The organism is Streptomyces sp. NPDC051041 (genome assembly GCF_044456065.1).
Taxonomy (GTDB): domain Bacteria; phylum Actinomycetota; class Actinomycetes; order Streptomycetales; family Streptomycetaceae; genus Streptomyces; species Streptomyces glaucus.
Map to the genome: position 1 here is coordinate 164,887 of NZ_JBITFM010000011.1, position 19,831 is coordinate 184,717.

Sequence of the window (19,831 nt, forward strand, 5' to 3'; positions counted from 1 at the left end):
GCCCGCGGATTCCCGTCCCCTCGGGACGGCGGCCGCGCTCGGCGCCCGCGGGAAGCCCGGCGACGGCGCCCGGCCGCCCGCCCCGCGAGGGACACGGGCACCGGCCCCCGCTCCCGGTAGCGCGGTCCGGCCGGCGGGCGGGGCGCGCGGATGCCGTACGGCTGCCGGATCCGGGCCGGTCCGGACTCGTGGACGCGGGCCTCGCGGCGCCAGGGGTTCCGGCGCCGGGGACCGCCGCGCCGGCCGCTTCGACTAGCGTCGAGACATGACCAGGCGTTCTCGTGCCGCCCACGACACCAGGCGGGCCGCTCACGACACCCGGTGGACCGATCACGGCGCCCGGCAGGCTCCGCCGCCCCTCGCCGACGCCCTGGCCGCCGGGACGCTCGTCCTCGACGGCGGCCTGTCCAACCAGCTGGAGTCGGCCGGGCACGACCTGGGCGACGAGCTGTGGTCGGCGCGGCTGCTCGCCGAGCGGCCGGAGGCGGTCGCCGAGGCGCACCTCGCCTACTTCACGGCGGGCGCGGACGTGGCGATCACCGCCAGCTACCAGGCCACCTTCGAAGGGTTCGGCAGGCGCGGCATCGGACGCGAGCGGGCGGCCGGCCTCATGGCGCTGAGCGTGGAGCTGGCCCGCGAGGCGGCCCGGCGGGCCGCGCCCGGCCGCCCGCGGTGGGTGGCGGCCTCGGCCGGCCCGTACGGGGCGATGCTCGCGGACGGCTCCGAGTACCGGGGCCGGTACGGCCTGACCGTGGCCGAGCTGGAGCGCTTCCACCGGCCCCGCCTGGAGGTCCTGGCCGCCGCCGGCCCGGACGTCCTCGCCCTGGAGACGGCCCCCGACGCCGACGAGGCCGCCGCCCTGCTGCGCGCGGTGCGCGGGCTCGGCGTGCCGGCCTGGCTGTCGTACACCGTCTCGGGCGACCGCACCCGCGCCGGGCAGCCGCTGGAGGAGGCCTTCGCCCTGGCCGCCGACGCGGACGAGGTGATCGCGGTGGGCGTCAACTGCTGCGCCCCCGAGGACGTGGAGCACGCGGTCGCGACGGCGTCCCGGGTCACCGGCAAGCCGGTCGTGGCGTACCCCAACAGCGGGGAGCGATGGGACGCGCGGACGCGGGCCTGGACCGGCGGTTCGACCTTCGACGCCGAGCGGGTGCGGGCCTGGCGGGCGGCGGGGGCGCGGTTGGTCGGGGGGTGCTGCCGGGTGGGGCCGGGGGCGATCGGGGGGATCGCGGAGGTGCTGCAACCGCCCTCCCCGCTTCCCGCCCGAAGCCCGGGTCCCGGCGCGGAGGCGCCGTAGGCGGATTCACCCGGTCACAGCGCCTCCGCGCCGAAGCCCCGGCCCCGCCCGGCGAACTCGCACCACACGATCTTGCCGGGGTCCCGCTCCCCCACCCCCCACTTGTCCGCCAGCTCGGACACCAGCAGCAGCCCGCGCCCGCCCTCGCCCGGCTCCTGACCGTCCGTCCGCGGCGGCGCCGGTACGCCGTCCCCGCTGTCGTGCACCTCGATCCGCACCCCGCCGTCGCCGCCGGGCAGCAGCCGCAGCAGGAAGCCCCGGCCGGGCGGCACGCCGTGCACCAGGGCGTTGGTCGCCAGCTCGCTGACGCACAGCAGCACGTCGTCCGCGCGCCCGCACACGCCCCAGTCGGCCAGCGCCTCCCGCGCGAACGCGCGTGCCGCCGGTACGGATCTGCGCTCCCGGGGGTAGAACCGCTCGCGCGGGGACGGCGGCCGGAGCGAGGGTGAATTTTCCGCGTTCACAGGGCCAGCGTGACGCTGTGTGGCCACCATGGCACAGGGCGCGCGGCCGTACGCCTCCTCCGTACGGCCGCGCACCGGTGAACGTACGCACCCGGGTGGGGAGTCCGACCGCATGAGCACCACGACACGGTCACGCCGGTCACGCCGGAACGCCTCCGCGATGAGGATGGTGGGCGCGCTGCTCGCCCTCTACCGCCAGGCCGCCGGCCACACGCAGAAGTCGCTGGCCGAGGCGTTCGTCGTCAGCGAGGAGCAGATCGCCTCGATCGAGCAGGGCAGACGGCCGCTCAAGCCCGACCTCGCCGAGCAGCTGGACGATCTGCTGGACACCAAGGGGGCGTTGTCGGCGGCGCTGGCGCATCTGCCCGAAGTGGATCTGGTGCCGTTGTGGGCGGAGGAGTTCCTTGACCGGGAGCGGGAGGCCATCGCGATTTCGTCGTACGAGAATCAGGTACTGCCCGGCCTGCTCCAGACGGAAGCGTATGCACAGGCGGTGTTCCGTAGCCGTGTACCGGTCTACGACGACAACCGGATTGCCCAGTTGGTGACGGCACGCATCACACGTCAGGAGATCCTGCGTGGTAAGGAGCCGCCGATCACATGTTTCGTGGTGTGGGAGCCGGTGGTGCGTGCGCCCATCGGCGGGAAAGAGGTGTGGGCCCAGCAACTACGACACCTGCGGGCGTGCTCCGAACTACCAGGTCTCATGCTCCAGGTGCTGCCGCTAAAGCGCATTACCCATGCCTCCCTTGACGGCCCGTTCGTGTTGCTGGAGACCCCGGAGCACCAACGCCTCGCGTACATGGAGAACCAGCGCGGCAGCCAACTCATCGCCGACCCAGACGAGGTGGCGATCCTCACGCAGAAGTGTGCGATGCTGCGGTCACAGGCCCTCACCCCTGAGGACACGAGGGACCTGCTGGACCGTCTTCTGGGGGAGCAATGAACAGCACCGCACTTCGGTGGTTCAAGTCGAGCTACAGCGGCAGCGAAGGCGGAAACTGCCTGGAAGTCGCCTACCACTGGCGCAAGTCCACCCACAGCACCGACGAAGGCGACGCCTGCGTGGAGGTGGCCCCCCACCCCACCGCCGTCCACATCCGCGACTCCAAGACCCCCACCGCCCCCCACCTCACCGTCGCCCCCGGATCCTGGACCGCCTTCCTGGACCTCGCCCGGACCCGCCGGGGATGACGGCGGCGGCCGTCCCGGCGCCTTAGTGACGCGCCCCCTTCCCCGGCCGCCGACTCGCCGGACGCCACCGGTCCGAGCACGGGACCCGCGGCCCGCTCCGGGGCGCGTCGGCCGCCCGTCCGGGTTTTCGAAAGGTGCGGCCGACAAGATCCCGCGCTTTCCGCCGTCTTCCCGCCGCCCTGCCCCACACCTACAGTAGGAAGCGCTTTCTGTCCGGTCGGATCCGGTCGGGCCCAGCCAGGCCCGGGCACCGGTCCGGCCACTGAGCGCAGCGCTGGTCGAAACTTTCCACGGCCCTCGGGCGGGCCGGAGAGGTGGTGTCCCGATGGTCCGTGCGGGCAGGGCGGGCGTGGCGGCCGGGCCGACGCTGGCCGTGGTGGCCCGGGAGGCCGGGGTGTCGGTGCCGACGGCGTCCAAGGTGGTCAACGGCCGCGAGGACGTGGCGCCCGAGACCCGCCGCCGGGTCACCGAGGCGCTGGACCGGCTGGGATACGTCCGCCGGCCCCGGTTCGACGGGACGCGGGCGCTCCGCATGGTCGACCTCGTGGTGCACTCCCTGGAGAACTCCTGGTCGGGCGCGGTGCTGCACGGGGTGGAGGAGGCGGCGTACGACGCGGGGCTGGAGGTCGTGGTCTCGGCGGGCCCGAGCCGGCGGCGGGGCGGGCGGCCGGAGCGCGGCTGGCTGGACCGGCTCGTCACGCGGGGCTCGTCGGGGGTGCTGTTCGGCCTGGCCGAGCCGACCGCGTCGCAGTACGCGTGGCTGGAGCAGCACCGCATCCCGTTCGTGCTGATCGACCCGGTGCTCGAACCGCCGCCGGGCGTGGTGTCGGTGGGCGCCGCGAACTGGCAGGGCGGGGTGACGGCCACCGAGCACCTGCTGTCGCTCGGCCACGAGCGGATCGCCGTCGTCACCGGGCAGCGGCGCGCGCAGGAGGGCGACGCGCGGCTGGCCGGCTACCGCTCGGCGCTCGCGGCGGCACAGGTGCGCGACCGCGCCGAGTACGTCCGGCACGCCGGCGCCGACCCGGCCGCGGCCCGCCGCCACACGCTGGAGCTCCTCGATCTGCCCGAGCCGCCGACGGCCGTCTTCGTCTGCTCGGACGCCCTGGCGCCCGGCGTGTACGAGGCGCTGGCCGCGCGCGGGCTGCGGGTGCCGGACGACGTCAGCGTGGTCGGCTTCGACGACCTGCCCGAGGCGCGCTGGCTCGGCCCGGCCCTGACCACGGTCCGCCAGCCGCTGGCGGAGATGGCGGCGACCGCCCTGCGCCTGCTGGTGCGGATGATGGACGGCGACCGCCCCGAGGGCACCCGCACCGAACTCTCCACCCGCCTCGTCGAGCGGGCCAGCACGGCCCCGCCGCCCGCCGCCCCCGGCGGGACGCGCCGGGCTCCCGCCCGGGCGGCGGGCTGAGCGGACGTCACCCGGCCCGGTCCGCGCCGTCCCCGAGCCGTGCCGCCCACCCGATGCCGCCGCGCAGGTGGGCGCGGAAGGCGGGGTCGTCGAAGGCCTCCGCGGCGTGGCCGAGCGCGGTGTAGAAGACGCGGCCGGCGCCCTGGTCGCGGCACCACGCCAGCGGGTGGTCCTCCCCCATGCCGCCGCCCTCGTACGACGACTCGTCGGCGCGGACGAGGACGTGCACCCGCCCGCGCGGGTTGGTGCGGAAGTCGTACCACTCGTCGGTGAACTCCCAGACGGCGGGCAGGTGCCGGGTGGCCGGATGGGCCCGGTCCTCGACCACCGCCCGGCCCGGCTGGTGGGCGGGGTGCCGGGCGAAGCGGGCGCCGAGCAGTTCGCCGTAGTACGGCCAGTCGTACTCGGTGCAGGCCGCCGCGTGCACGCCGGCGAAGCCGCCGCCCGCCTCGACGTACGCGGCGAGGCGGGCGCGCCCGGCCGGGGTCAGCACCTCGCCGCTGGTGGAGAGGAAGACGACCGCGGCGTACCGGTCGAGGGGCGCTTCGAGGGCGGCGGGGTCCTCGGTGGCGTCCACCGCGAAGCCGCCGAGGGCGCGCAGGGCCGCGACGCCGGCCGGGATGGAGTCGTGCCGGTAGTCGGTGGTGCGGGTGTAGACGAGGAGTCGGGAAGTCATGCGGCCGAGCCTAGGGGGCGGGCGGTGCGGGGCCCGGCCGGGGCCGGGCCGTCGCGGGTTCCGCCGGAGGTCCCGCCGGGCCGGCCGAAGCGCCCGGCCGCCCGGAGCGGTGAACGAGGCCACGGGTTCCGGGCCCGGTCGGGGCGGACGCCCGGGATCCGGGGCGCCGCAGCCGGACGCACGGGCGGTTCCCCGCGGGGGCTCGGCTGCGTACGCTCGACGGCGATGAACACCCTTCCCGCGCACCTCGACCACCTGGTCCTCGCGACCCCCGACCTGGCGGCCACCGTCGCCGACTTCACCCGGCGCACCGGGGTGGCACCGGCTCCCGGCGGGGCGCACGTCGGGCTCGGCACGCGCAACCACCTGGTGTCCCTCGGCGGCACCAGATACCTGGAGATCATCGGTCCCGACCCGGACCAGCCCGCGCCCGCCGGTCCGCGCGCCCTCGGCGTCGACGGCCTCACCGCCGCGCGGACCGTCACCTGGGCGATCAGCCCGCCCGACCTGGACGCGGCGGTCGCGGCGGCCCGCGCGCGGGGCTACGACCCCGGCGCGGTGCGGGCGATGAGCCGCCGCCGCCCCGACGGCACCCTGCTGGAGTGGCGCCTGACCGACGGCGCCACCGCGCACCCCTCCGGCCTGGTGCCCTTCCTCATCGACTGGGGCGCCTCGGCGCACCCCACGGCGTCGGGCCTGCCCGTCACCCCCCTGCTGGCGCTGTCCGCCACCGCTCCCGACCCGGACGGGATCCGGCCCCTGCTCGCCGCCCTCGGCACCGACCTGCCGCTCACCGCCGGCCCGGTGGGGATCTCCTTCACGGTGGACACCCCCCGCGGGCCGGTGACCTTCGGCTGAGGCCCGGGGCGTCCGATTCCTTCAAGACCGGGCCCCGGTGCGCCGCCTACGGTGGCCGCATGACCGCACGATTCGACGCCATCGGCCTGGTCGTCACCGACATGGCCGCCGCCGTGACCTTCTACCGCCGCCTCGGCTTCGCCTTCCCCGCGGGCGCCGAGGACCAGCCGCACGCCGAGGCCGAACTGCCCGGCGGGCTGCGCCTGCTGCTCGACACCGAGGAGACCGTCCGCTCCTTCCACCCCGGATGGCGGCCGCCCGCCGGCGGCGGCCGGGCCTCGCTGGCCCTGCGCTGCGACGGCCCCGGGGAGGTGGACGCGCTGTACGAGGAACTGGTCGGCGCCGGGTACCACAGCGAGCTCAAGCCCTGGGACGCCGTCTGGGGCCAGCGGTACGCCGTGCTGCACGACCCGGACGGCAACGGGGTGGACCTGTTCGCGCCGCTACCGGCCCCGTAGCTCCCGCATCGGCAGCCCCGTCAGCGCCCGGACGTCGCGGGCCAGGTGGGCCTGGTCCGCGTACCCGGCCCGGGCCGCCGTCCGCGCCAGGGGCACACCGGCGCGGGCCAGCGCGAGCGCGCGCCGCAGCCGCAGCACCCGGGCGAGCGTCTTGGGGCCGTAGCCGAAGGCGGCCAGCGAGCGGCGGTGCAGCTGCCGCGCGCCCAGACCGAGTTCGGCGGCGGTCGCGGCGACCGTGCGGCCCGCGTCCAGGGCGGCGACGATCCGCCGCAGCAGCGGGTCGGGGGGACCGGTTTCGGCCGCCCGGCGCAGCGCCAGCTCCTCCAGGCCGCTCGCCGGGTCGGGGGCGGCGGCGACGCGGGCGGCCAGGCGCCGCACCCGCGCCGCCGGCCACAGGTCCGCGAGGTCCACGCGCCGGTCGCGCAGCTCGTGCGCGGGCACGCCGAGCAGGGCGGGCGCGGTGCCGGGCGGGAAGCGGATACCGGCCCACGGGCCCGGCTCCGCCGTGAGGTGCGCGTGCGTGTCGGGGCCGGCGACCAGCAGCCGGCCCTCGTGCCACAGCAGGTCCATGCAGCCGTCGGGCAGGACCCGGGCCGCGTCGGGCCCGGCCGGCGTGTTGGTCCACACCACCGCGCCGGTCAGCCGGGACGCCCGCTCCGCGTACACGGGGAGAAGGTTACGCCGTTCGCGCCCGGTACCCCCGCGGGGCCGACGCCGTGGGCCCGCTCGGCGGCGGAGTCCGGCGGCCGGCCGCCGGACTCCGCCGCGCACGAGGTGGGCGCCGGTCGGCGGCACCCCGTCGGCGGGCGGTGGTCCCGGGCGCGCACGCCCGGGTCGTGGAGCCGTTCAGCGGGCGCCTGGAAGGAGTGAGCGCGCCGGGGCCTCAGGAGTCCTCCGGCTTGTGCGGCGGATGGACGCTCTTGACGTGGGCCCGCAGCCGGGCCGTCACGTCCTCCGGGGGCAGGAACCGGGACCAGCGCTCGGGGAACTCGGACGGCATGTCGGGGTCGGCCGCGCCGCCGGCGGCGGCGCGGGCCACGTACTCGGCGACCTGCGCCTGCCGCAGCCGCTCGTTGGCCTCGCGGGCGGCCGCGGTGGCGGCGGCCGGCCAGACCCGGTCGATGGCGGCGTTGACCGCGGCGCCGACGAGCACGGCGAACGCGGACACGCCGATCCACAGCAGCACGGCGACGGGCGCGGCGAGCGAACCGTAGATGGTGGGGCCCTCGACCGTGCTGGTGAGGTAGATCCGCAGCAGGAAGCTGCCGAGCACCCACATGGCGAGCGCGACCAGCGCGCCCGGCACGTCCTCGATCCACGGGGAGCGCACCGGCACGGACACGTGGTACAGGGTGGTCAGGAAGGCGATCGACAGCAGGACCACCACCGGCCAGTACAGGACCTGCACCACCGTCGTCGACCACGGCACGATCCGCACCACCGCGTCCGGCCCGGCCACCATCAGCGGCAGCGCGACCGAGCCGATCAGCAGGGCCACCACGAACAGCAGGAAGGCCAGCAGACGGGTCGCGACGATGCCCCGCACGCCGTCCAGGCCGTACATGACCGTGATGGTGTCGATGAAGACGTTCACCGCGCGCGAGCCCGACCAGAGCGCGAACAGGAAGCCGAGGGAGATGACGTCGGGCCGGCCGCCCTTCATCACGTCGTGCAGGATCGGCTCCGCGATCTCCTTCACGCCCCGGTCGGACAGCACCGTGCGGGAGGCGTCGAGGATGTTGGCCCGCAGGCTCTGGATGGTGTCGGCGCCGGTCCAGGCGTCGACGTAGCCGAGCAGTCCGATCATGCTCAGCAGCAGCGGCGGCACCGACAGCAGGGTGAAGAACGCGGCCTCGGCGGCCAGCCCCAGGATCCGGTACTCCATGCAGGAGTTGACGGTGTCCTTGAGCAACAGCCAGGCGGTCCTCCGCTTGGAGACGTTCCGGTAGAGGGCACGAGCCCGGTGGAGCCGGCCGGAGGGCCGCTCGGGGATGTCACTTGCTGGCTGCACACCCCAAAGGTATCCGCCGCACCAGGCCGCACGTTCCCGAAGGCCGCCCGTCGTACCCGGCCGGGCCTCCCGAAGCCGTCCGCGGCGCCCCGCCGCGCCCCCGCGGGCCCCCCGTGCCGCGGCCGGGCGGGGGGCCGCGGCGCCCCGCCGCGGCGGTCCGCTCCCCCCGCGCCGCGCGGCGCGGTAGGTTCGCAGGCATGGCAGCCAGTACGCACACCGTGACGAACCAGGCCCCGCCGCTCGTCGGGTACGACGTCTTCACCGCCGACCGCGCCCTGACCGAGGCCGTCGAACGGCATGTGGCACCCCAGGTGCGCGACGAGGCGCTGGCCGAGCTGTCGGCCCTCGGCCGCGCCTGCGGCTCGGCCCAGGTGCAGGAGTGGGGGGCGCAGGCCAACGGCAATCCGCCGGTCCTGCGCACCCACGACCGCTACGGCCACCGCGTCGACGAGGTCGACTTCCACCCGGCCTGGCACCGGCTGCTCGGCAAGGGCGTCTCGGCGCACCTGACGCAGGCCTGGGTGCGGCCCGGCGGGCACGTGCGGCGCGCGGCCGGGTTCCTGATGTGGACGCAGGCCGAGGCCGGCACCTGCTGTCCGCTGTCGATGACCCACGCGGCGGTGCCCGCCCTGCGCGCCGATCCGGCGCTCGCCGGGGAGTGGGTGCCGCGGCTGACCTCCGAGGTGTACGACCGTGAGCTGCGGCCCGCGCGCCTGAAGGCCGGCGCCCTGTTCGGGATGGGCATGACGGAGAAGCAGGGCGGCAGCGACGTCCGCGCCAACACCACCGCGGCCCGGCCGCTCGCCGAGGACGGCGCCTACGCGCTGACCGGGCACAAGTGGTTCTGCTCGGCGCCGATGTCGGACGGGTTCCTGGTCCTGGCCCAGGCCCCCGGCGGGCTGACCTGCTTCCTCGTCCCGCGCGTGCTCGAGGACGGCACCCGCAACGTGTTCCTCGTGCAGCGCCTGAAGGACAAGCTGGGCAACCGGTCGAACGCGTCGGCCGAGGTCGAGTTCGACGGGACGTGGGCGCGCCGGGTCGGCGAGGAGGGGCGCGGGGTGCGCACCATCATCGAGATGGTGGCGGCCACCCGGCTCGACTGCGTGCTGGGCTCGGCGGGGCTGATGCGGCAGGCCGTCGCGCAGGCGGTCCACCACTGCGCCCACCGCGAGGCGTTCGGCGGGAAGCTGGTCGACAAGCCGCTGATGCGCAACGTCCTGGCCGACCTCGCGATCGAGTCGGAGGCCGCCACCGCCCTCGCGCTGCGGCTCGCCGCCGCCTGGGACGACGGGAGCGAGCAGGAGCGGGCGCTGCTGCGGCTGGCGGTGCCGGCCGCCAAGTTCTGGGTGACCAAGCGGTGCCCGCCGGTGGCGGTCGAGGCGGCCGAGTGCCTCGGCGGCAACGGCTACGTCGAGGAGTCCGGGCTGCCCCGCCTGGTGCGCGAGTCGCCGCTGAACTCGATCTGGGAGGGCGCGGGCAACGTCCAGGCGCTCGACGTCCTGCGGGCGCTGCGCCGGGAGCCGCAGGCGCTCGACGCCTATCTGCGCGAGGTCGGCCGGGCGCGCGGCGCCGACCACCGGCTGGACGCGGCGATCAAGAACCTGCTGACCGAACTCGCCGACCTGGAGGGCGTCGAGGCGCGCGCCCGGCGGCTGGTGGAGCGGATCGCCCTGGTGTTCCAGGGGGCGCTGCTGGTGCGGTACGCGCCGCCCGCGGTCGCCGACGCCTTCTGCGCCTCACGACTGGGCGGCGACGGGGGCGCGGCCTTCGGTACGCTGCCGCACACCCTGGATCTGGCGTCGGTGGTCGAACGGGCCCGGCCGGTGCCCTGACCGGCACGTGGCGCGGGGGTGGTGCTGCGCCGACACGGCACCACCCCCGCCTCACTGGCCCGTACGAGCCACTGGCGCCGCTCGGGGCGGCGTCGCTCAAGTTTCGGACACCCGGGGGGCGGTCCACCAGGGTTGCAAGGGGTTGCACCTTGCTGCCGGCTGTGTGCGGACCGTGCCCCCGAGCCAGGGGCAGGCGGTCACTGATGGGACGAAGAGTCGGGACGGACTTCGGGGGCGCGGCCGGCAGACCGCGGAAGCGGTCGCTCCGGCCGCCGGCTCCGGGCGGGCCGGTGGCGCTCTCCGCGACGGACGTGGCGCACCTCGCCCTCGTCGACACCACGCGCGCGGCCCGGGTGCTCAGCGAGGTGCGCTCCGCACGGCTCGCCGGGCAGCGCGCCCCGGTGGCGCCCCGCCCGGTGATCGAGCAGTCCTGGGAACGCATGTTCCGCCACGGGGTCGACCCCGAGCACGACCGCAGGTCCGGGCTGCTGTCCCCCGAGGAGCTCCAGCGGCGGCGCGAGACCTCGCGGCTCCGGCACGTGCTGCCGGTGCTGCGGGAGGGACTGCTGGCCACCGCGGACGTCGCCCGGCACATCATGGTGGTCGCCGACGAGGAGGGCCGGGTGCTGTGGCGCGAGGGCAGCGCGCCGGTGCTGCGCAGGGCCGACGATCTCGGCTTCGAGCCCGGCGCGGACTGGCGGGAGGACGTCGTCGGCACCAACGGCATCGGCACCCCGGCGGTGGTGCGCCGGCCCGTCCAGGTCTTCGCCGCCGAGCACTTCGTGCGCTCGCAGGCCACCTGGACCTGCGCCGGCGCGCCCATCACCGACCCCCGCGACGGCCGGCTGCTCGGCGTGGTGGACGTCAGCGGGCCGCTGGAGACGATGCACCCGGCCACGCTCTCCTGGGTGGACTCCGTGGCCAAGCTGGCCGAGGCCCGGCTGCGCGAGATGCACACGCGGACGCTGGAGCGGCTGCGCGCGGTGGCGGCGCCGGTGCTCGCCCGGGTCGGGGGGCGCGCGCTGGTGGTGGACCGGGACGGCTGGACCGCCGCCGTCACGGGGATGCCGTACACCCGCCGGATCGCGCTGCCCGCCTCGCCGGCGGTGGGCCGGACCTGGCTGCCCGCGCTCGGTCCGTGCTCGGTGGAGCCGCTGGCCGGGGGCTGGCTGGTGCGGCCCGCCGACGAACCGGCGCCGGACGGCGCCGCCCGGATCGTGCTGGACCTCAGGCAGCCGCGCCGCTGGTCGCTGGAGGTGTCCGGCGGCGCCGGCCCCTGGAGCCGGGAACTGAGCCCCCGGCACGCCGAGTTGCTCTACCTGCTGGCCGTGCACCGCGCCGGCCGCGGCGCCGCGGGCCTCGCCGAGGACCTGTTCGGCGACCCGGCCCGGACGGTGACGGTGCGCGCCGAGATGTCACGGATACGGCGCTACCTGGGAGGACTGCTGGAGCACCGGCCGTACCGGTTCCGGGACGACGCCGAGGTGGCGGTGCTGCTCCCGGACGACCCGCGCGACCTGCTGCCCCACTCGACCGCGCCGGCCGTGGCCGGGCGCCGGGCGGCGGTCCGGGCACCCTGACCGCGCCCCGCGTGCCCCCGTCCGCCCCCGGTGCTCCCACCCGCTCGCCCCGAGTGCCCCCGTCCGCCCGCATCCGGGTGGTGTCCGCCCCCCGGATGCGGGGATATTTCCGGGGTCCGAGTCCCTGGGCCCCCGGCCTGCCGTAGCATCGGCACGGGCCATCCCAGGCGCTTCTCGGTCAACGTACGGACCGGCAGGCGCAGTTGGCCCGGTGCCTCGGCCTCCTACGGCACAGGCGGAGCGCCCCGGAGGCGAAAGAGCCAGGAAGAGGGGTTCCATGACGCACCGCGGCAGACACCGACGGCGCAACCGGGGCAGGGCGCTGCGCGCCGCCCTGGCCGGGACCGCCCTCGCACTGACGGCCGCCGCCACGATGATCAGCGCCTCCCAGGCCACGGACGTCGAGGAGGCCGCCGCGCTGCGGCCGCTCACCGCGCCCGCCGCGAAGGACCGGCTGCACGTGACGGAGCGCCGGGTGCCCCAGCGCTGGCTGGACCGGCTCGCCTCGGCGATGGGCCGGCCCGTGGGCGTCGCCGCCGTCCTCGACGCCGCCGACCGCGCCCTGCGCGCCTCCCCCGACTGCACGGCCGAGGAGCGCACCGCGCTGCCCGTCGCGCCCGCCGCCACCCGCGCCTACTGCTGGGACGCCGCCGACACCGCCGGCTGGCGGCCCGGAGCGGTCACCACCTCCGGCGACGCCGACGACGACGGCCGCTGGGGCGGGCACCGCGTGATCCTGTCCGCCTGGACCCGGTACGAGGGCCCGGCCGGCCGGGGCCTGGCCCGGGTCGCCTTCGTCGACGCCGACGACCCGGAGCGCCTGCGCCACGCCTCGGCCCTGCTCGTCGTCCCGGTCGACGGCGGGCGCGACTACCGGGGGCTCGCCTCCCCCGTGTCCGGCATGGTCTGGTACCAGGACAAACTGCTGGTCACCGCCGGCGCGGGCGACCGCACCGCCCTGTACGTGTACGACCTGGACCGCATCCAGCGCACCACCGTCGACGCCGGCACCGTGGGCCGGGTGCCCGGCGGCTGGGCGGCGCACGGCCACCGGTTCGTGCTGCCCGCCGTCGCCTCGTACACCCTGCCCGGCGGCCGGGACACGCCCCGGCCCGCCGGCATCTCCCTGGACCGCAGCACCGCACCGGACAGCCTGGTGGTGAGCGAGTGGGTCCCCGCGGACGGCGACCGGCCGACCCGGCTGTGGCGCTATTCCTTCAGCTCCGACCCGGCCCGCGCCGGGCTGCTGGCCACCGGCGCCGCCGGCCGCGTGAGCGCCGGCGAGGCGTACGAGACCAGGACCACGGACGTGCGCGGCGTGCTGTCGTACCGCTCGGCCTGGTACCTCGGCCGCGGGGCCGAGGCGCGGGACCGGCGCGGAACGCTGTGGCGGCAGGACACCGACGGCGCGCGGGCCACGCGGTGCGGCGCCGACGAGACCCGGCTGTGCTGGAGCGGGGGCGCGCAGTCCCTGTCCTACTGGGAGGAGACCGGCGAGGTGTGGGCCCAGGCGGACGGGGTGCTGTTCGCGACTCCCCTGTCCTCGGTCGAGGACGCGCTGCGCTGACGCCGGCGGGCGAGGTCCGCGGCCGGCGGATCGACAGACCGCCCGGACGGATGATTCCCTGACCGGCATGACCACCATCCCCGTGACCACCTGGTCCCTGGAGCAGACCTCCCCGGCCGACCTCCTCCCGGCCGCCGCGCCCGACGGCGACGTCCGGATCGTCCGCGCCGAGGTGCCCTCGCCCGAGTTCAGCCGCTTCCTGTACGCCTCGGTCGGCGGCGACGTCCGCTGGACCGACCGGCTCGGCTGGACCTACGCGCAGTGGCGGGCACACCTGGACCGGCCCGGTGTGGAGACCTGGGTGGCCTACGACCGCGGGACGCCCGCGGGGTACGTGGAGCTGGACCCGCAGGACGACGGGGTCGTGGAGATCGTCTACTTCGGGCTCCTGCCCGCCTTCCGCGGGCGCCGCATCGGCGGCCACCTGCTGGCGTACGGCACCGCCCGCGCCTGGGACCTCGCGGACCGCTGGCCGGGGCGGAAGCCGACCGGGCGGGTGTGGCTGCACACCTGCAGCAAGGACGGCGAGCACGCGCTGGCCAACTACCTGCGCCGGGGCTTCAAGCTGTTCGACACCAGGGTCGAGGAGGAGCCGGAGGTCCCCGCACCGGGGCCGTGGCCCGGTGCGTTCCCCTCCTGACCTGCGCGGACACGACCGGATCCGCACCGTGTGACCGACGACACCCTTATCTCGCCATCCGGGACAAGGGTGTCCGCATGACGGACAAAGCTGGACTGTGTCCAGATCGCCGTGACACGCTTCCGTCATGTCCGGAACTGGAATTGCCTTGGTGAGTCGGCGACACGTCGACCTCGGCCGCATGTCCAGCGCCATCTGTCCGGCGAGCTGACCGCCCCGGCACCGCCCGGAAACCCCCCTTTCACCGCCTCCCCGCGCAATGTCGCGCACGTATGCCCATGCGCGTGTACGCGCAGGTCAGAGCCGCTTTCCGCCTGTCCCGAAGGACGTGTCAACCATGGCCGCCACCCCGCAGAACCCCGCCGCCGCGACTCCCCGCCGCAAGGTGAGCCGTCACCGCGGCGAGGGTCAGTGGGCCGCGGGTCACTTCACCCCGCTCAACGGCAACGAGCAGTTCAAGAAGGACGACGACGGTCTCAACGTGCGGACACGCATTGAGACGATCTACTCCAAGCGGGGCTTCGACTCGATCGACCCCAACGACCTGCGCGGCCGGATGCGCTGGTGGGGCCTGTACACCCAGCGCCGGCCCGGCATCGACGGCGGCAAGACCGCGGTGCTGGAGCCGGAGGAGCTGGACGACGAGTACTTCATGATGCGCGTCCGCGTCGACGGCGGGGCGCTCACCACCCGTCAGCTGCGGGTCATCGGTGAGATCTCGCAGGAGTTCGCGCGCGGCACGGCCGACATCACCGACCGGCAGAACATCCAGTACCACTGGATCCGGATCGAGGACGTGCCCGAGATCTGGAACCGCCTGGAGGCCGTGGGCCTGTCCACGGTGACCGCCTGCGGCGACACCCCCCGCGTGATGATCGGCTCCCCGGTCGCCGGCATCGCCGAGGACGAGATCATCGACGGCACCCCGGCCCTGGAGGAGATGAAGCGCCGCGTCCTGGGCAACAAGGCGTACTCGAACCTCCCCCGGAAGTTCAAGACGGCGATCTCCGGCTCGCCGCTGCTGGACGTGGTCCACGAGATCAACGACGTCGCGTTCGTCGGCGTCCGGCACCCCGAGCACGGGCCGGGCTTCGACGTGTGGGTCGGCGGCGGTCTGTCGACCAACCCCAAGCTGGGCGTGCGGCTGGGCGCCTGGGTGCCGCTGGAGGAGGTCCCGGACGTCTACGAGGGCGTGCTGTCGATCTTCCGCGACTACGGCTACCGGCGGCTGCGCAACCGCGCCCGCCTGAAGTTCCTGGTCGCCGACTGGGGCGCGGAGAAGTTCCGCCAGGTGCTGGAGGACGAGTACCTCGGGCGCAAGCTGGTCGACGGCCCCGCTCCGGAGCAGCCGGTGCAGCAGTGGCGCGACCACATCGGCGTGCACCGCCAGAAGGACGGCCGCTTCTACGTCGGTTTCGCCCCGCGCGTCGGCCGCGTCGACGGCACCACCCTGACGAAGATCGCCGACCTGGCCGAGGCGCACGGCTCGGGCCGGATCCGCACCACGGTCGAACAGAAGATGATCATTCTCGACGTGGCGGAGTCGCAGGTCGACTCCCTGGTCGAGTCCCTGGAGGCGCTGGACCTCACGGCCAAGCCCTCCCCCTTCCGGCGCGGCACCATGGCCTGCACCGGCATCGAGTACTGCAAGCTCGCCATCGTCGAGACCAAGCAGCGCGGCTCCCAGCTGATCGACGAACTGGAGCGCCGCCTGCCGGACTTCGGCGAGCCGATCACCATCAACCTCAACGGCTGCCCGAACGCCTGCGCCCGCATCCAGGTCGCCGACATCGGTCTCAAGGGCCAGCTGGTCCTCGACGACAACGGCGAGCAGGTCGAGGGCTTCCAGGTGCACCTCGGCGGGGCGCTCGGCCTGGAGGCGGGCTTCGGCCGCAAGGTGCGCGGCCTGAAGGTCACCGCGGAGGAGCTGCCGGACTACGTCGAGCGCGTCCTGAAGCGGTTCCAGGCCGAGCGCGAGGACGGCGAGCGGTTCGCCGCCTGGGCCGCCCGCGCCTCGGAGGAGGCCCTGTCATGAGCGAGCGCGCGGCTCCCTTCTACTGCCCCTACTGCGGCGACGAGGACCTTCGTCCCAGTGAGGCCGCCCAGGGCGGCCACGGCGCATGGGAATGCGCGGCATGCAACCGGGCTTTCCAGTTGAGGTTCCTCGGGCTGCTGGCCCGAGGGCTCCAACGACCCGACGCGGGAGGGACACGGATATGACGGCTGTTCAGCAGGAGCGCGGGAGCGAGGACTTGAAGGCGCTCGCCGAGCAGGCGGGCCGCGACCTGGAGGACGCCTCCGCGCTGGAGATCCTCAAGTGGGCCGCCGACACCTTCGGCAAGCGGTTCTGCGTGACCTCCTCGATGGAGGACGCGGTGGTCGCCCACCTCGCCTCCCGGGTGATGCCCGGCGTCGACGTGGTGTTCCTCGACACCGGCTACCACTTCGAGGAGACCATCGGCACCCGCGACGCCGTGGACGCCGTGATGGACGTCAACGTCATCACGCTCACCCCGCGCCAGACGGTCGCCGAGCAGGACGCCGAGTACGGCCCGAAACTGCACGACCGCGACCCCGACCTGTGCTGCAGGCTCCGCAAGGTGCGGCCGCTGGAGGAGGGCCTGAAGGGCTACCTGGCCTGGGCGACGGGCCTGCGCCGCGACGAGTCCCCGACCCGGGCGAACACCCCGGTCGTCGGCTGGGACGAGAAGCGGCGGAAGGTCAAGATCTCCCCCATCGCCCGCTGGACCCAGGACGACGTGGACGCGTACGTCGCCGAGCACGGCGTCCTCACCAACCCGCTGCTGATGGACGGTTACGCCTCCATCGGCTGCGCCCCCTGCACCCGGCGGGTCCTTCAGGGCGAGGACGCGCGGGCCGGCCGCTGGGCGGGCCGCGCCAAGACCGAGTGCGGGCTGCACGGCTGACGATGACCGTGCCTTCGACGAATCAGGAGAACCACGTGACGAGCGGAGCCACCGTCTGGCTCACGGGTCTGCCCAGCGCCGGCAAGACCACCATCGCGTACGAGCTGGCCGGCCGGCTCCGCGAGGAGGGCCACCGGGTCGAGGTGCTCGACGGCGACGAGATCCGCGAGTTCATCTCGGCGGGCCTCGGCTTCAGCCGCGAGGACCGGCACACCAACGTGCAGCGCATCGGCTTCGTCGCCGAACTGCTCGCCCGCAACGGCGTGACGGCGCTGGTCCCGGTGATCGCGCCGTACGCCGACAGCCGCGAGGCGGTGCGCAAGCGCCACCAGGCGAACGGCACGCCGTACCTGGAGGTGCACGTGGCGACCCCGGTCGAGGTGTGCAGCGAGCGGGACGTCAAGGGCCTGTACGCCAAGCAGGCCGCGGGCGAGCTGACGGGGCTCACCGGGGTCGACGACCCGTACGAGGAGCCCGTCGCGCCCGACCTGCGCATCGAGTCGCAGCACCAGACCGTCCAGGAGTCCGCCGCCGCGGTGTACGCCCTGCTGAGCGAAAGGGGACTGGCATGACGACGACCGTCGCCACCGTCAAGGGGGGCGAGGGCGGTGCGGACACCCCGTACGCCCTGTCCCACCTCGACGCTCTGGAGTCGGAGGCGGTGCACGTCTTCCGCGAGGTGGCGGGCGAGTTCGAGAACCCCGTCCTGCTGTTCTCCGGGGGCAAGGACTCCATCGTCATGCTCCACCTGGCGCTGAAGGCGTTCACCCCGGCGCCGGTGCCGTTCGCGCTGCTGCACGTGGACACCGGGCACAACTTCCCCGAGGTGATCGACTACCGCGACCGCGCGGTCGAGAAGCACGGCCTGCGCCTGCACGTCGCCTCGGTGCAGGACTACATCGACCGCGGGATCCTCAGGGAACGCCCGGACGGCACCCGCAACCCGCTGCAGACCCTGCCGCTGACCGAGACGATCCGCGCCGAGAAGTTCGACGCGGTCTTCGGCGGCGGACGCCGCGACGAGGAGAAGGCCCGCGCCAAGGAACGCGTGTTCTCCCTGCGCGACGAGTTCTCCCAGTGGGACCCGCGCCGCCAGCGCCCCGAACTGTGGAACCTCTACAACGGCCGCCACGCCCCCGGCGAGCACGTGCGCGTCTTCCCGCTGTCCAACTGGACCGAGCTGGACGTGTGGCAGTACATCGCCCGCGAGCACATCGACCTGCCGTCCATCTACTACGCCCACCACCGCGAGGTCTTCCGCCGCGACGGCATGTGGCTGACCGCCGGCGCCTGGGGCGGGCCCAGGGACGGCGAGACCGTGGAGAAGCGGCTCGTGCGCTACCGCACGGTCGGCGACATGTCCTGCACCGGCGCGGTCGACTCCGACGCCGACACCATCGAGAAGGTGATCGCCGAGATCGCCGCCTCCCGCCTCACCGAACGCGGCGCCACCCGCGCCGACGACAAGCTCTCCGAGGCCGCCATGGAGGACCGCAAGCGCGAGGGGTACTTCTAGCCATGACCACGACCACGACCGAGGAGCTCTCGGCCACCACGCTGCTGCGGTTCGCCACCGCCGGCTCCGTCGACGACGGCAAGTCCACGCTGGTGGGGCGGCTGCTGCACGACTCCAAGTCGGTGCTGGCCGACCAGCTGGAGGCCGTGGAGCGGGCCTCGGCCGGCCGCGGCCAGGACGGCCCGGACCTGGCGCTGCTGACCGACGGGCTGCGCGCGGAGCGCGAGCAGGGCATCACCATCGACGTGGCCTACCGCTACTTCGCCACCCCGCGCCGCCGGTTCATCCTCGCCGACACCCCCGGCCACGTGCAGTACACCCGCAACATGGTCACCGGCGCCTCCACCGCCGAACTGACCGTCATCCTGGTCGACGCCCGCAACGGCGTCGTCGAGCAGACCCGCCGCCACGCCGCCATCGCCGCCCTGCTGCGCGTCCCGCACGTCGTCCTCGCCGTCAACAAGATGGACCTCGTCGGCTACCGGGAGAGCGCCTTCGCCGCGATCGCCGAGGAGTTCACCGCCTACGCCACCGAACTGGGCGTCCCGGAGATCACCGCGATCCCCATCTCCGCGCTCGCCGGCGACAACGTCGTCGAACCCTCCGCCCACATGGACTGGTACGGCGGCCCGACGGTGCTGGAACACCTGGAGACCGTCCCGGTCAGCCACGACCTGGCGCACTGCCACGCCCGGCTGCCCGTGCAGTACGTGATCCGGCCGCAGACCGCCGAGCACCCCGACTACCGGGGCTACGCGGGCCAGATCGCGGCCGGCACCTTCCGGGTCGGCGAGTCCGTGACCGTCCTGCCCTCCGGCCGGAGCACCAGGATCGCCGGCATCGACCTGCTGGGCGAGCCCGTCGACGTGGCCTGGACCCCGCAGTCGGTGACCCTCCTGCTGGAGGACGACATCGACATCTCGCGCGGCGACCTGATCGTGCCCAGCAAGGACGCGCCGCCCACCACGCAGGACATCGAGGCCACCGTCTGCCACGTCGCCGACCAGCCGCTGACCGTCGGCCACCGGGTGCTGCTCAAGCACGGCACCCGCACGGTCAAGGCCATCGTCAAGGACATCCCGTCCCGGCTCACCCTCGACGACCTGTCCCTGCACCCGCACCCGGGACAGCTCGCCGCCAACGACATCGGCCGGGTGAAGATCCGCGCCGCCGAGCCGCTGCCGGTCGACTCCTACGCCGACTCGCGCCGCACCGGCTCGTTCATCCTGATCGACCCCGCCGACGGCACCACCCTCACCGCGGGCATGGTCGGCGAGTCCTTCGCCTCCCCGGAGCCCGTCACGGCCGAGGCCGACGACGACGGGTGGGACTTCTGACATGAACTCCCCCGACTTCTACTCGCTGTTCGCGAAGGAGGGCGGCCGCGTCGGCAGCGGCGC

At 74.8% G+C, this 19,831-nt stretch carries 21 protein-coding genes; 17 read left to right on the forward strand and 4 right to left on the reverse strand.

Features of this window, described 5'->3' with window-relative positions; genetic code table 11:
- Window positions 1–265 precede the first annotated feature (265 nt).
- Entirely contained in the window at window positions 266–1,297 is a 1,032-nt protein-coding gene (gene mmuM, locus ACIBAI_RS19185; protein ID WP_399035713.1) for a homocysteine S-methyltransferase, read from the forward strand.
- Between the two features lie 14 nt (window positions 1,298–1,311).
- On the opposite strand, the gene ACIBAI_RS19190 is transcribed toward mmuM, so the two are convergent.
- Window positions 1,312–1,791 (reverse strand): ATP-binding protein, encoded by a 480-nt coding sequence (locus ACIBAI_RS19190; protein ID WP_399035777.1) that lies wholly within the window; start codon window positions 1,789–1,791, stop codon window positions 1,312–1,314.
- Window positions 1,792–1,873: 82 nt separating this feature from the next.
- Between ACIBAI_RS19190 and ACIBAI_RS19195 the strand changes: the two genes are divergently transcribed.
- The 3 genes from ACIBAI_RS19195 (at window position 1,874) to ACIBAI_RS19205 (ending at window position 4,366) form a co-directional block, all read left to right on the forward strand.
- Window positions 1,874–2,707, forward strand: a complete 834-nt coding sequence (locus ACIBAI_RS19195) for a helix-turn-helix domain-containing protein (protein WP_399035716.1) — start codon at window positions 1,874–1,876, stop codon at window positions 2,705–2,707.
- Entirely contained in the window at window positions 2,704–2,955 is a 252-nt protein-coding gene (locus ACIBAI_RS19200; protein ID WP_399035717.1) for a DUF397 domain-containing protein, read from the forward strand. Before ACIBAI_RS19195 ends, ACIBAI_RS19200 begins: the two co-directional genes overlap by 4 nt.
- A 325-nt stretch (window positions 2,956–3,280) precedes the next feature.
- On the forward strand, window positions 3,281–4,366 hold the full coding sequence (locus ACIBAI_RS19205) for a LacI family DNA-binding transcriptional regulator (protein ID WP_399035719.1): 1,086 nt from the start codon (window positions 3,281–3,283) through the stop codon (window positions 4,364–4,366).
- 7 nt (window positions 4,367–4,373) lie between these two features.
- Here the strand turns inward: ACIBAI_RS19205 and ACIBAI_RS19210 are convergent, their stop codons facing one another.
- Window positions 4,374–5,042 carry a ThuA domain-containing protein gene (locus ACIBAI_RS19210; RefSeq protein WP_344600201.1) on the reverse strand — a complete coding sequence of 223 codons (669 nt, stop codon included), beginning with the start codon at window positions 5,040–5,042 and terminating at the stop codon, window positions 4,374–4,376.
- Window positions 5,043–5,267: 225 nt separating this feature from the next.
- Here ACIBAI_RS19210 and ACIBAI_RS19215 point away from each other — a divergent pair, with 225 nt between their 5' ends.
- Together ACIBAI_RS19215 and ACIBAI_RS19220 are read left to right on the forward strand one after the other, a co-directional pair.
- Window positions 5,268–5,900, forward strand: coding sequence for a VOC family protein (locus tag ACIBAI_RS19215; RefSeq protein WP_399035722.1), 633 nt, complete (start codon window positions 5,268–5,270; stop codon window positions 5,898–5,900).
- A gap of 59 nt (window positions 5,901–5,959) precedes the next feature.
- Complete coding sequence (locus ACIBAI_RS19220; RefSeq protein ID WP_399035723.1) at window positions 5,960–6,358, forward strand: VOC family protein; 399 nt, start codon at window positions 5,960–5,962, stop codon at window positions 6,356–6,358.
- On the opposite strand, the gene ACIBAI_RS19225 is transcribed toward ACIBAI_RS19220, so the two are convergent.
- Both ACIBAI_RS19225 and ACIBAI_RS19230 read right to left on the reverse strand, forming a co-directional pair.
- Window positions 6,344–7,024, reverse strand: coding sequence for a helix-turn-helix domain-containing protein (locus ACIBAI_RS19225; RefSeq protein ID WP_399035725.1), 681 nt, complete (start codon window positions 7,022–7,024; stop codon window positions 6,344–6,346). The two genes, ACIBAI_RS19220 and ACIBAI_RS19225, sit on opposite strands and share 15 nt — an antisense overlap.
- Before the next feature lie 217 nt (window positions 7,025–7,241).
- Window positions 7,242–8,369 (reverse strand): YihY/virulence factor BrkB family protein, encoded by a 1,128-nt coding sequence (locus tag ACIBAI_RS19230; RefSeq protein WP_399035727.1) that lies wholly within the window; start codon window positions 8,367–8,369, stop codon window positions 7,242–7,244.
- Window positions 8,370–8,566: 197 nt separating this feature from the next.
- Here ACIBAI_RS19230 and ACIBAI_RS19235 point away from each other — a divergent pair, with 197 nt between their 5' ends.
- The 11 genes from ACIBAI_RS19235 to ACIBAI_RS19285 all read left to right on the forward strand — a co-directional run bounded on the left by ACIBAI_RS19235 (window position 8,567) and on the right by ACIBAI_RS19285 (window position 19,768).
- Window positions 8,567–10,201 carry an acyl-CoA dehydrogenase family protein gene (locus ACIBAI_RS19235; protein ID WP_399035729.1) on the forward strand — a complete coding sequence of 545 codons (1,635 nt, stop codon included), beginning with the start codon at window positions 8,567–8,569 and terminating at the stop codon, window positions 10,199–10,201.
- A gap of 290 nt (window positions 10,202–10,491) precedes the next feature.
- On the forward strand, window positions 10,492–11,781 hold the full coding sequence (locus tag ACIBAI_RS19240; protein ID WP_399035731.1) for a GAF domain-containing protein: 1,290 nt from the start codon (window positions 10,492–10,494) through the stop codon (window positions 11,779–11,781).
- A gap of 277 nt (window positions 11,782–12,058) precedes the next feature.
- Window positions 12,059–13,348, forward strand: a complete 1,290-nt coding sequence (locus ACIBAI_RS19245; RefSeq protein WP_399035733.1) for a hypothetical protein — start codon at window positions 12,059–12,061, stop codon at window positions 13,346–13,348.
- Window positions 13,349–13,415: 67 nt separating this feature from the next.
- A complete protein-coding gene (locus ACIBAI_RS19250; protein ID WP_399035735.1) occupies window positions 13,416–13,988 on the forward strand; it encodes a GNAT family N-acetyltransferase in 573 nt (190 codons plus the stop codon).
- 127 nt (window positions 13,989–14,115) lie between these two features.
- Complete coding sequence (locus ACIBAI_RS19255; RefSeq protein ID WP_309486338.1) at window positions 14,116–14,199, forward strand: putative leader peptide; 84 nt, start codon at window positions 14,116–14,118, stop codon at window positions 14,197–14,199.
- Between the two features lie 126 nt (window positions 14,200–14,325).
- Window positions 14,326–16,023, forward strand: coding sequence for a nitrite/sulfite reductase (locus tag ACIBAI_RS19260; RefSeq protein ID WP_399035737.1), 1,698 nt, complete (start codon window positions 14,326–14,328; stop codon window positions 16,021–16,023).
- The gene (locus tag ACIBAI_RS19265; protein WP_344600213.1) at window positions 16,020–16,208 is read left to right on the forward strand and encodes a hypothetical protein; all 189 of its coding nucleotides are present in this window, start codon (window positions 16,020–16,022) and stop codon (window positions 16,206–16,208) included. The genes ACIBAI_RS19260 and ACIBAI_RS19265 overlap by 4 nt, the downstream gene beginning before the upstream one ends.
- A complete protein-coding gene (locus tag ACIBAI_RS19270) occupies window positions 16,205–16,915 on the forward strand; it encodes a phosphoadenylyl-sulfate reductase (protein ID WP_399035739.1) in 711 nt (236 codons plus the stop codon). The genes ACIBAI_RS19265 and ACIBAI_RS19270 overlap by 4 nt, the downstream gene beginning before the upstream one ends.
- 2 nt (window positions 16,916–16,917) lie before the next feature.
- Window positions 16,918–17,487 (forward strand): adenylyl-sulfate kinase, encoded by a 570-nt coding sequence (gene cysC / locus ACIBAI_RS19275; protein ID WP_399035740.1) that lies wholly within the window; start codon window positions 16,918–16,920, stop codon window positions 17,485–17,487.
- Window positions 17,484–18,431, forward strand: coding sequence for a sulfate adenylyltransferase subunit CysD (cysD, locus tag ACIBAI_RS19280; protein ID WP_399035742.1), 948 nt, complete (start codon window positions 17,484–17,486; stop codon window positions 18,429–18,431). Before cysC ends, cysD begins: the two co-directional genes overlap by 4 nt.
- A gap of 2 nt (window positions 18,432–18,433) precedes the next feature.
- Complete coding sequence (locus ACIBAI_RS19285) at window positions 18,434–19,768, forward strand: sulfate adenylyltransferase subunit 1 (protein WP_399035744.1); 1,335 nt, start codon at window positions 18,434–18,436, stop codon at window positions 19,766–19,768.
- Window positions 19,769–19,831: the final 63 nt, after the last annotated feature.